At 59.5% G+C, this 10,593-nt stretch carries 11 protein-coding genes; 5 read left to right on the forward strand and 6 right to left on the reverse strand.

Translation table 11 applies throughout. The features are described 5' to 3' along the window. Positions 1-92: 92 nt before the first annotated feature. The gene (rmf, locus tag CFE47_RS30525) at positions 93-308 is read left to right on the forward strand and encodes a ribosome modulation factor (RefSeq protein ID WP_002553055.1); all 216 of its coding nucleotides are present in this window, start codon (positions 93-95) and stop codon (positions 306-308) included. 124 nt (positions 309-432) lie between these two features. On the opposite strand, the gene CFE47_RS30530 is transcribed toward rmf, so the two are convergent. The 5 genes from CFE47_RS30530 to sctC form a co-directional block, all read right to left on the reverse strand. Then, on the reverse strand, positions 433-1,458 hold the full coding sequence (locus CFE47_RS30530) for a quinone-dependent dihydroorotate dehydrogenase (protein WP_185703416.1): 1,026 nt from the start codon (positions 1,456-1,458) through the stop codon (positions 433-435). A gap of 86 nt (positions 1,459-1,544) precedes the next feature. Continuing rightward, positions 1,545-2,006, reverse strand: coding sequence for a transglycosylase SLT domain-containing protein (locus CFE47_RS30535; protein ID WP_286842840.1), 462 nt, complete (start codon positions 2,004-2,006; stop codon positions 1,545-1,547). After that, positions 1,999-2,403, reverse strand: a complete 405-nt coding sequence (locus CFE47_RS30540) for a winged helix-turn-helix domain-containing protein (protein ID WP_286842843.1) — start codon at positions 2,401-2,403, stop codon at positions 1,999-2,001. Before CFE47_RS30540 ends, CFE47_RS30535 begins: the two co-directional genes overlap by 8 nt. 167 nt (positions 2,404-2,570) lie before the next feature. Then, positions 2,571-2,786, reverse strand: a complete 216-nt coding sequence (locus CFE47_RS30545; protein WP_286842845.1) for a FliM/FliN family flagellar motor switch protein — start codon at positions 2,784-2,786, stop codon at positions 2,571-2,573. A gap of 11 nt (positions 2,787-2,797) precedes the next feature. Further along, positions 2,798-4,267, reverse strand: coding sequence for a type III secretion system outer membrane ring subunit SctC (gene sctC, locus CFE47_RS30550; RefSeq protein ID WP_286842856.1), 1,470 nt, complete (start codon positions 4,265-4,267; stop codon positions 2,798-2,800). 271 nt (positions 4,268-4,538) lie between these two features. Here sctC and CFE47_RS30555 point away from each other — a divergent pair, with 271 nt between their 5' ends. The 4 genes from CFE47_RS30555 (at position 4,539) to CFE47_RS30570 (ending at position 9,447) form a co-directional block, all read left to right on the forward strand. Beyond that, positions 4,539-5,765, forward strand: coding sequence for a CmpA/NrtA family ABC transporter substrate-binding protein (locus CFE47_RS30555; protein WP_286842848.1), 1,227 nt, complete (start codon positions 4,539-4,541; stop codon positions 5,763-5,765). A gap of 13 nt (positions 5,766-5,778) precedes the next feature. Beyond that, positions 5,779-6,354: an ANTAR domain-containing response regulator gene (locus tag CFE47_RS30560; RefSeq protein ID WP_185703408.1), complete on the forward strand. Its 576-nt coding sequence runs from the start codon at positions 5,779-5,781 to the stop codon at positions 6,352-6,354. Between the two features lie 211 nt (positions 6,355-6,565). Next, positions 6,566-7,777 (forward strand): nitrate/nitrite transporter, encoded by a 1,212-nt coding sequence (locus tag CFE47_RS30565; RefSeq protein ID WP_105697579.1) that lies wholly within the window; start codon positions 6,566-6,568, stop codon positions 7,775-7,777. Continuing rightward, positions 7,777-9,447, forward strand: coding sequence for a bifunctional protein-serine/threonine kinase/phosphatase (locus CFE47_RS30570; protein WP_286842853.1), 1,671 nt, complete (start codon positions 7,777-7,779; stop codon positions 9,445-9,447). The genes CFE47_RS30565 and CFE47_RS30570 overlap by 1 nt, the downstream gene beginning before the upstream one ends. A gap of 71 nt (positions 9,448-9,518) precedes the next feature. Here the strand turns inward: CFE47_RS30570 and CFE47_RS30575 are convergent, their stop codons facing one another. Next, a complete protein-coding gene (locus tag CFE47_RS30575; RefSeq protein WP_185703404.1) occupies positions 9,519-10,502 on the reverse strand; it encodes an OmpA family protein in 984 nt (327 codons plus the stop codon). Between the last annotated feature and the right edge of the window lie 91 nt (positions 10,503-10,593).

Raw genomic sequence — 10,593 nt, forward strand, 5'->3', positions numbered from 1 at the left:
GGCAGCGAGCCCACCAACGGCAGAAAAACTCTGCCCGGCCTCAGACGAGGCCGAAGGATATCAAGACAGTCAACAAGTGAGGGAAACACCCTATGAGAAGACTTAAGCGTGATCCGTTGGAAAGAGCATTTTTACGCGGATATCAATATGGCGTTCATGGCAAATCCCGTGAGCTTTGCCCATTTACTCTACCGTCGGTACGCCAAGCCTGGATCAACGGCTGGCGAGAAGGACGCGGCGACAACTGGGACGGTATGACTGGCACTGCGGGCATCCACAGACTCAACGAACTTCACGCCGTCGGCTAATCAGGGCACTTAATTCCGACATACCACCTTTGAATGTGTAATGACTTAACCACGCACGTCCTATCCGGACGGCGGGCTTCGGCCCAGGGGGCTCCTTTATGGAGCCCTTTTTAATGGGCGGCTATCAGGCTTTTGGCAATGCCGCGATTGCGTCTACCGACTGGCGAATCAACGCCGGGCCCTTGTAGATGAAACCGGAATACAACTGCACCAGGCTGGCGCCAGCGGCGATCTTCTCGGCCGCGTGCTTGCCCTCGGTGATGCCACCTGCGGCGATGATCGGCAAGCGTCCTGCCAGCTCAGCGGCCAGTACCTTGACAATATGAGTGCTCTGCTCGCGCACCGGTGCACCCGAGAGGCCGCCCGCTTCGTCACCATGGGCCAAGCCTTCAACACCCACACGGCTGAGGGTGGTGTTGGTGGCGATCACTGCGTCCATACCCGAATCCACCAGGGCCTGGGCCACCAGTACGGTTTCTTCGTCGCTCATGTCCGGGGCAATCTTGATCGCCAGCGGTACGCGTTTGCCATGGCGTACGGCCAGATCTTCCTGGCGCTGGCGCAAGGCTTCGAGCAGTTGCTTGAGCGAATCACCGAACTGCAAGCTACGCAGGCCCGGGGTGTTGGGCGAACTGACGTTAACGGTGACATAGCTGGCGTGTGCGTAGACCTTGTCCAGGCAGATCAGGTAGTCGTCCACTGCCCGCTCTACTGGCGTATCGAAGTTCTTGCCGATATTGATGCCGAGAATGCCTTTGTACTTCGCCGCTTGAACCCGCGACAGCAGGTTATCGACACCCAGGTTGTTGAAGCCCATGCGATTGATGATCGCCTCGGCTTCGGGCAGACGGAAGATGCGCGGCTTGGGGTTGCCCGGTTGCGGGCGCGGCGTCACGGTGCCGATTTCGACAAAGCCGAAACCCAATTGCGAGAAGCCATCGATGGCCGCGCCATTCTTGTCCAGGCCTGCCGCCAACCCCACCGGGTTAGGGAAATCGAGCCCCATCACCGATACCGGCATTTTTGCCGGAGCCTTGCATACCAGGCCATTGAGCCCCAGGCGGCCACCGGCACCGATCAGGTCCAGGGACAGATCGTGGGAGGTTTCCGGGGAGAGTTTGAACAACAGCTGGCGGGCCAGGGTATACATGGGCGGGCTAGACTCGGATGGCGGCGAAAGGTGGCGCCGATTATAGCCGGGGGAACGGGCTGCGTGCGAGGCGTCCCGCCCAATCGTCAGTAGCGAAGGGCCACCAGCGCTTCATAACGCGCCCAGATTTTCTGTGCGTACTGCATGCGTAACGTCTCCCTTTGCGGCCCTGGACCTGGCCCCACGTTATAGGAACCAACAGCCGTCCAGTTGTAGCCGAAACGCTGGATGAACCCGGCGAGAATCGAGGCGCCTACCTCTACCGACAAACACGGCTCACTGAGTAGCCGCTCCTCGGTAACGCCCTGCTTGAGCAAGCCCGGCAAATGAATGCTGTTGATCTGCATCAAGCCGATATCCCGCGTGCCATTACTGTTGCTGTAATTCATCGCCCCTGCGTGATACCCCGACTCCACAGCTGCAATGGCCTGCAGCAATTCCGCTTCGATGTCGTAGCGGGCCGCGACCTCTTCCCAACAGTAAGCCAATGCCTTGTTGCTCGACACCAGCAGCACCCACAACAAGCATGTAGCCAATCCCTTAACCATGGCGGACCTGGCCGCAGGCCGAACAGATATGCGCCAAGCGCCCCTGCCCTGACCGTGGCGAGTCATCCCCTTCGGTGCTCACCGAGCATGTAAAGCGATAGCCCCGGCCATAAATGGTCTTGATAAACCCTTTGTCAGCCTTGAGATGCTTGCGCAATGAATAGATACAACGGGTCAGTGACTCTTCCGAAACATCTCCATGAGGCCACGCCCGCTCCAACAAACGATCCTTGGTCATCAATGCACCGCCGGATACCAGTAGCAATCGCAGCACTTGCCACTCCTTGGGAGGCAACTGAATATCCATGCCCTCTGCGGTCAATCGACCATCACCGTGCAAGGTCCAACGTGCAAAAACCAAGGGAGCCGTCATCATTCGATCACTCAGGGCGGCCATATATACCTCTGCATCCAATTACCAACATTGAGGCTCCTTGCTTCCTGCTCTCTCCAATCTGCCAACGTCGTGACTATAAAAACCTGGGCAGGAAACCACGCTAGGAAAAACCCCATACATTCGAAGCCTTTTGGGAATCGGTGCGTAAGACGGCTCCTTAATGTGCATTAAAGAACGACACCGTCGTGATAGACCTCGTGCAACTCAACCCCCAATCGATCTTCCAACTGCACCAATTCCCCAAGCGCCAAGAGCTTGCCGTTGATCCGTACCTCCACGCAGTCACTGAGCCCTCGTGCGAGTGGCAACACCTTGCCCGGTGCAAACCCCGACAAGAGCCGGCGGCTGACCCATTGCTCATGTAGAAGAACTTCCAGAAACATGGACAAACGCCTTATTCATTGAGAGGGCTAGCAACAGGACGAACAAACGCACGCTGAACACGCTCATACTGAGCCTGGGTCAATGGTGGAGGTGCCACAGCACCCGCGAGTGTCGTTGGCTCGCCACCTACCCCCCGTGACTGGATCACAAACAGGCGTACCTCGCCACGAGGGCCCCTCATCGTGCCCCGTGGCACGGTTTCGGCATCGCGTTGAAAGCCCCCCATCCACAAGCGCCGACCTGGGGGTACACGAATAACAGTGCTAACGCCGGCGCTCCCCACCACCGCCGAAAGCTTGCGACGTTTCTCCCTGTCGATAGGGTGGTCGTCCACAGCAGTGAGCGACATCTCGATTTCATTGCCAGGGACAAAACGGGGCAACACGCTGATCTGGGTGCCATATCGCACAGGCTGCCATTCGCCGGTCTCCTCTCCAGGCCTTGGCAGGTAAAAGGTCTGGTTGTGGTGAAACACGAGCGGGACATTTTCCTGGCCTAGCATCACCGGCAGCGCCACCACCCGCGCGCGCCGACGTCGCTCAAGTGTGCTGATCATTGCCATCAGCCGGCTGTCTTCCAACGGCTCCAGCACCCGGGTTGCAGCTATGGATGGATTGGCCTCGTCAAGCCAGCCGAGCTCCATTTTCTTGAGTTCTTCGGTATCCACGTCCACGATCCACAGCGAAACCTCCAGTTGCCGCTTAGGCACATCCAGCCTGGCGACAAGCTGCTCCAAGACGCTCACTTGGCCAGGCTTGCCCTTGATCAACAGACTGTTGGTATCCGGGTAGGGAATCACCGAAAGGCCCTCGTCAGCCAACACGCCAAGCGATCGTTTCGCCCCCCCTTTGCGCTCATTGGCCAACAGAGCGTCGATCATCGATGCCATCCCCGGCACATTGACCTTGTCATCGCCCATGGCGTATTGACGATCAGCCACGTGGGTATTGAATACCTGCACTACGCCGAACGCCTCTTTGCCCACGAGCAGTTCAGCCCGCTTGCGATCCATCATTTGTGCCAGTCGCAAGACCTGGTCGACATAGTTGGGCGGCCCCGACAGGTAGAACATTCTCTGCCCACTCTCACGCAAAGGATGTCGTGACTCATCCAGTCCTGAGCGACGCATGAGTTCACGCAGCCTCTCGACGGTAATGTGCCGCAGCGCCACCGCCGAGCTTTTGGCTTCACTCGACTCATAGAGGTAGAGCACCTGCCCGTCGCCATGCCAGATCAGGTCATGTTGCCGAGCCGTTGCCTCCAGCACCTGCTGGGCCTTGCCAAAGTCGTAGGTCCCGGAAATACGCTGACGGCTCGCAGCCCGGCTGACAACGATGGGCACCCCCAGTGGTACCGACAGCGCAGTAAAAAAGGTATGCAGGCTTTCATCCCGCGCCAGGTAGGTTTCCCCCCACGCCGAAACGCAGACCAGCATCAACAAGGCGCACACAAGCCAGCGGCACAGCCAGTGGCATCTCATCGTCTTGGGAGTATCTGCGTACACCATGGGTATCCTGGCGGCCTGGCGAAAAGAAGCGGCCATACTGAAAGCCGGCGACGTTTCAATCTTGATGGAAAGTTGACGGCAGACCAGGACGGTCTATCCGTGGCATGTGCCTTGCTTTGCTCTCTGCATCAGAGCACGCGCCAACGATGGAACGGGCTTACGGACAAAGGCGTCGTTACCTGCAGTGGCCTACAGCGCCATCTGAAGGAACGGCGCTTTTTTTTGAGCAATAAGGTAGGTATTGATGAACGACGCGGTCGGAAACAGCCCGATAAAAGACCCGCTGGCCTGGGTCAACGGCAGTGACGCCCCGGAAAAGAGCGGCCTGGACTTGGGCTTCATGGCCTTGAGCGATTGCGCCTCGCTGGTGGTCGCCGCCACCCAGGGGTTCGCCCAACCCTACGGACTGACGCTGAACCTCAAGCGCCAATCCTCCTGGGCCAACCTGCGCGACAAACTGGTCAGCGGCGAACTGGATGCCGCCCACAGCCTGTATGGGCTGATCTACGCCGTTCACCTGGGCATCGGCGGCGTAGCGCCTACCGACATGGCGGTGCTGATGGGGCTGAACCAGAACGGCCAGAGCATCAACCTGTCCCGTGGCCTGCAACAGCAAGGGGTGGTCACTCCTGAGGCACTGGATCGCCATGTGCACCAAAGCCGAACAAAACTGACGTTCGCGCAGACATTTCCCACCGGCACCCACGCCATGTGGCTGTATTACTGGCTAGCGAGCCAAGGCATTCATCCTTTGCAAGATGTGGACAGCGTGGTGGTACCGCCGCCGCAAATGGTTGCGCACCTGCAGGCTGATCGCATCGATGGCTTTTGCGTCGGCGAGCCCTGGTGCGCCAGTGCGGTAAAGCAAAACCAGGGCTTCACCCTGGCGACCACCCAGGCCATCTGGCCGGATCATCCAGAAAAGGTCCTCGGCTGCACCCAAGCGTTCGTCGACCAGTACCCCAATACCGCCCGAGTGTTGGTAATGGCAATTTTGGAGGCCAGCCGTTTTATCGAACAGAACACCGAAAACCGCCGCTCCACAGCGCAACTGCTCAGTGGCCGCGAGTACCTGGATGCCCCACTCGACTGCATCGAACCCCGTTTGTTGGGGGCGTACGAAGACGGCCTGGGTAACCAATGGCAAGACCCCCACGCCCTGCGATTTTTCGCCGAGGGCAAAGTGAACCTGCCGTACCTCTCCGACGGCATGTGGTTCATGACCCAGTTCCGCCGCTGGGGCCTGCTGCGCGAAGACCCGGACTACCTCGGCGTTGCCCGCCAGGTACAACAATTGGCGCTATACCGCCAGGCCGCCGAGGCGGTAGGTGTCGCGGCCAACCTCGATGACATGCGCAGCAGCCAGTTGATCGACGGCAAGGTCTGGGACGGCTCTGATCCGATTGGCTACTCCCGTAGCTTCCGCCTGCACGCAATGGCCGATCACGTCAGCCGCCAAGCCTTGCGCTGACAGGAGCCCCAATATGCTGCGAATCCTGTTGATCAACGACACCCCGCGCAAGGTTGGCCGTCTTCGAACGGCGCTGATCGAAGCCGGATTTGAGGTGATCGATGAGTCCGGCCTGATCATCGACCTGCCCGCACGCGTCGAAACGGTGCGCCCGGATGTGATCCTGATCGATACCGAGTCACCGGGCCGCGACGTGATGGAACAAGTGGTGCTGGTGAGCCGCGATCAGCCGCGGCCGATCGTGATGTTTACCGATGAGCATGACCCGAACGTGATGCGCCAGGCGATCAAGTCCGGTGTCAGCGCCTACATTGTCGAAGGCATCCAGGCCCAGCGCCTGCAACCGATTCTCGACGTGGCCATGGCCCGCTTCGAAAGCGACCAGGCGTTGCGCGCTCAGTTGCAGGCACGCGACCAGCAACTGGCCGAACGCAAACGCATTGAGCTGGCCAAGGGCATGTTGATGAAAATGAAGCACTGCAATGAGGAAGAGGCCTACACCCTGATGCGCCGCCAAGCCATGAGCCGGCAGCAGAAACTGATCCAAGTGGCGGAGCAGATCATCGCCATGAGTGAGCTGCTCGGCTGATTTGGCTCAGCTCTTGCTAAAGGTTAACCATAGGTAACCAACGGCGGTTGCCCCTCCACGACAAAGACGTCGCACACCCGGTTTGCCCTCGCGAACCCGGTGGCGGCGTTTTTTCGTTTTTGCCCTGCTAGCACGGGGCGGGTGGGGCAGCCCAAGCAGGCTGTTCCACCACCTGGCCTTCTTACAACACTCCCAATCGTTGAGGTGCGTGATGAAATCAAGCTTCTGGAAATCCGGGCACACCCCGACCCTGTTTGCCGCGTTCCTGTATTTCGACTTGAGCTTCATGGTCTGGTACCTGCTGGGCCCGCTGGCCGTGCAGATTGCCGCCGATTTGCACCTGACCACACAACAGCGCGGCCTGGTGGTAGCGACGCCGATTCTGGCGGGCGCGGTACTACGTTTCCTGATGGGCATGCTGGCGGACAAATTGTCGCCCAAGACCGCTGGCCTGATTGGCCAGGTGATTGTCATCGCCGCATTGTTCGGCGCCTGGAAACTGGGGATCCACAGCTACGAACAGGCATTGCTGCTGGGGGTGTTCCTCGGTATGGCCGGAGCGTCCTTTGCGGTGGCACTGCCACTGGCGTCGCAGTGGTATCCGGCCGAGCATCAAGGCAAGGCGATGGGGATAGCCGGGGCGGGTAACTCCGGCACGGTGTTCGCCGCTCTGCTCGCACCGGTGCTGGCGGCGGCGTTCGGCTGGAGCAACGTATTTGGCTTCGCATTGATTCCACTGGTACTCACCCTGATTGTTTTCGCCTGGCTAGCCCGCAACGCCCCTGAGCGGCCGAAAGCCAAATCCATGGCCGACTACTTCAAGGCTCTGGGCGACCGTGACAGCTGGTGGTTCATGTTTTTCTACAGCGTAACCTTCGGTGGCTTTATCGGCCTGGCAAGTGCCCTGCCCGGCTACTTCAACGACCAGTACGGCCTGAGCCCTGTGACCGCCGGCTACTACACCGCCGCCTGCGTGTTCGGCGGTAGCCTGATGCGCCCACTGGGCGGGGCCCTGGCGGACCGATTCGGCGGGATTCGTACCCTGCTGGGCATGTACAGCGTGGCAGCAATATGCATCGCCGCAGTCGGTTTCAACCTGCCAAGCTCCTACGCGGCACTGGCGCTTTTCGTCTGCACCATGCTCGGCCTCGGCGCAGGAAATGGCGCGGTGTTTCAATTGGTACCCCAACGCTTCCGTCGCGAAATCGGCGTAATGACCGGCCTGATCGGCATGGCCGGTGGCATCGGCGGCTTCGCCCTGGCGGCAGGCATGGGCGCGATCAAGCAAAGCACCGGCAGCTATCAAATGGCCTTGTGGTTATTTGCCAGTCTGGGTGTACTCGCCTGGTTCGGCCTGCATGGTGTGAAGCGTCGCTGGAGAACCACGTGGGGCTCGGCTGCCGTCACGGCTGCACGGGTCTGATGAGCCTGCAACTGAGCATCGCCCATGCCAGCGCTATCGGCCCCAGAGCCGAAAACCAGGACGCGCTGCGGGTAGTAACGCCCGTAGCGGATCTTGCGGCGAGCAAAGGCTACCTGTGCGCCATGGCTGACGGCGTCAGCCAGTGTGCCGACGGCGGACTTGCCGCCCGCGCGACCTTGCAGGCACTGGCACTGGACTACTACGCCACCCCCCAAACCTGGGGCGTGGCCCAGGCCTTGGAGCGCCTGCTGCTGGCGCAAAATCGCTGGTTGCAGGCCAATGGCGGCGGCCAGCCCTTGCTGACCACCCTCAGTGCCCTGGTGTTTCGCGGCCAGCGCTTTACCCTGGCCCATGTCGGCGATTGTCGCGTGTATCGCTGGCTGGACGGCGAGTTGCAGCGCATCAGCGAAGATCACGTGTGGGAGCAACCGGGCATGCAGCATGTGCTCAAGCGCGCCCTCGGCCTGGATCAACATCTGGTGGTAGATTTTCTGGATGGCCAGCTGCGTGAAGGTGAGTGCTTCCTGCTACTCAGCGACGGTGTGTGGGCAACGCTGGGCGATCACAGCATCCGGACGATTTTGCGGGAACAAGCGGATCTGGATCTGGCGGTCAGCACTCTGGTGAATGCAGCACACCTGGCGGGCAGCCAGGACAATGCCAGCGCCCTACTGGTGCGCATCGATAGCCTGGGGGCGGCCACACTCGGCGACGCACTGATGCAATTGCAGCAATGGCCAGTGCCGCCTCTCTTGAAGGCCGGGCAACAGTTTGAAGGCTGGCAGGTGGAAACCTTGCACGCGCAAAGTCGCCAGTCGTTGCTGTATCGGGTACGCGATGCCCAGCAGCAACCTTGGCTGCTGAAAACCCTGCCGTTGAGCCGCGACGATGAGCATGATGCCGGCCAGGCGTTGTTGTCGGAAGAATGGTTTTTACGGCGGGTTGCCGGCCGCGGCTTTCCTGAAGTCCACGTCGCTAGCGGGCGTCAGCACTTGTACTACGTGATGCGTGAATATCCCGGAAAAACCCTCGCCGAGCTGTTCCAGCAGCAAGGCGCCCTGCCCTTGGCGCAATGGCAGTCGGTTGCCGAGCGGTTGCTGCGGGCGGTGGGCATGCTGCATCGACGGCAGATCCTGCACCGCGATATCAAGCCGGAAAACCTGCTGCTAGGGGACGATGGCGAACTGCGGGTACTGGATTTCGGCCTGGCCTACTGCCCTGGCCTCTCGCAAGACCGTGCCCACGTGCTGCCGGGAACGCCGAGTTTTATTGCGCCTGAGGCGTTCAATGGCGACGTTCCTACACCTCAACAGGATTTGTATAGCGTCGGCGTAACCCTCTTCTACCTACTGACAGGGCACTACCCCTACGGTGAAATCGAAGCTTTCCAGCGCCCCCGGTTCACCCAACCTGTCAGCGCAAGCCGTTACCGACCTGACTTGCCGGATTGGTTGACCCTCAGCCTGGAACGGGCCGTGGGCGCACAACCGGCACAGCGTTATGAAACCGCAGAAGAATGGTTGCTCGCGCTGGAACAAGCAGATCGTCAGGAGCTGAGCATCCGCCCCAAGCCGTTGCTGGAACGTGAACCGTTGAAGGTGTGGCGCACCCTTGGATTGATCTCGATGCTGATCAATCTGGTGCTCTTGTATTGGCTTTTTCACAGCTGAACCGAGCCTGAGGTAAATTTCAGGCAAAAAAAAGCCCGGCCTAAGCCGGGCTTTTTTCGACTACTCAGTAATTACTGAGCAGCTTGAGCTTCTACCGAGGCTTCTACGCGACGGTTGATAGCACGGCCTGCTTCAGTTGCGTTGTCAGCAACTGGACGGGATTTACCGTAGCCAACCGAGCTAACGCGGTTAGGAGCGATACCGTCTTTGACCAGAACTTGCTTGACCGCGTCAGCACGACGCTGGGACAGCTTCTGGTTGTAAGCGTCTGGACCTACGGAGTCAGTGTGACCTTCAACCACGGTGGTGGTTTGTGGGTACTGCTTCATGAAGTCGGCCAGGTTTTTCACGTCGCCGTAGCTGTTAGGCTTAACAACGGACTTGTCGAAGTCGAACTTGACGTCCAGCTCAACACGAACAACCTGAGCAACTGGAGCTTCTGGCTCTGGAGTTGGCTCTGGAGCTGGTGCTGGGGTAGGAGCTGGAGCAACTGCGCCAGCGTTGCCGCCGAAGTTCACACCCAGGCCGACCAGTGCGGAGTAATCCCACTTGCCGTTGTCCAGGTTGTAGTCAGACTCAACACCAGCACGGGCGAACAGGTTGTTGGTGAAGTAGTACTTCACACCAGCGCCAGCGATAGCCAGGGTCGACTGGTCGCGACCGCTGTGGCCGTCAGCCTGTACGTTGGTACGGGACTGGTGACCGAAACCACCTTCTACGTATGGACGCAGGGAATCAACGCCGGCCTGACCGAAGTGGTACTGAGCAGTCACGCTGCCAGTGTCACCTTTGATCTTCTGGTTGCCAGTACCGTCGTTCGAACGGGTGTGGTTGGTGGTGTCGTAGTTCAGGTTGATCGACACGTCGTCGGTCAAGAAGTAACCGATGCTTGCGCCAGGGTTATAGCCGTCTTCGATGTGCTTGACGCTATCGTTGAACTGCTTTTTGTAGAACAGCTGGCCTTCAACTGCGCCTTGGCCTTGTGCCAGTGCGCCGAAAGAAGTGGCCGCAATAAGAGTACCAATGGCCAAGCCCAAGGTGTTTTTCAGTTTCATCCGTTAAATCCCCATCTGGTGATTGTAAAGCAGTCCCACAAACCGGGGGACAACTCGGCGACAAGTCTAACAGAACTTGCCTACACGTAAG

Source organism: Pseudomonas sp. PGPPP1, assembly GCF_002255865.1.
GTDB lineage: Bacteria > Pseudomonadota > Gammaproteobacteria > Pseudomonadales > Pseudomonadaceae > Aquipseudomonas > Aquipseudomonas cremoris.

Excerpts from the sequence above, each read along its gene's own strand:
- CFE47_RS30565 (WP_105697579.1), top strand. The coding sequence starts at position 6,566 with ATGAAATCAAGCTTCTGGAAATCCGGGCACACCCCGACCCTGTTTGCC.
- CFE47_RS30535 (WP_286842840.1), bottom strand. The coding sequence starts at position 2,006 with ATGGTTAAGGGATTGGCTACATGCTTGTTGTGGGTGCTGCTGGTGTCG.
- CFE47_RS30545 (WP_286842845.1), bottom strand. The coding sequence starts at position 2,786 with ATGTTTCTGGAAGTTCTTCTACATGAGCAATGGGTCAGCCGCCGGCTC.
- CFE47_RS30530 (WP_185703416.1), bottom strand. The coding sequence starts at position 1,458 with ATGTATACCCTGGCCCGCCAGCTGTTGTTCAAACTCTCCCCGGAAACC.
- CFE47_RS30560 (WP_185703408.1), top strand. The coding sequence starts at position 5,779 with ATGCTGCGAATCCTGTTGATCAACGACACCCCGCGCAAGGTTGGCCGT.
- CFE47_RS30540 (WP_286842843.1), bottom strand. The coding sequence starts at position 2,403 with ATGGCCGCCCTGAGTGATCGAATGATGACGGCTCCCTTGGTTTTTGCA.
- CFE47_RS30555 (WP_286842848.1), top strand. The coding sequence starts at position 4,539 with ATGAACGACGCGGTCGGAAACAGCCCGATAAAAGACCCGCTGGCCTGG.
- sctC (WP_286842856.1), bottom strand. The coding sequence starts at position 4,267 with ATGAGATGCCACTGGCTGTGCCGCTGGCTTGTGTGCGCCTTGTTGATG.
- CFE47_RS30570 (WP_286842853.1), top strand. The coding sequence starts at position 7,777 with ATGAGCCTGCAACTGAGCATCGCCCATGCCAGCGCTATCGGCCCCAGA.
- CFE47_RS30575 (WP_185703404.1), bottom strand. The coding sequence starts at position 10,502 with ATGAAACTGAAAAACACCTTGGGCTTGGCCATTGGTACTCTTATTGCG.
- rmf (WP_002553055.1), top strand. The coding sequence starts at position 93 with ATGAGAAGACTTAAGCGTGATCCGTTGGAAAGAGCATTTTTACGCGGA.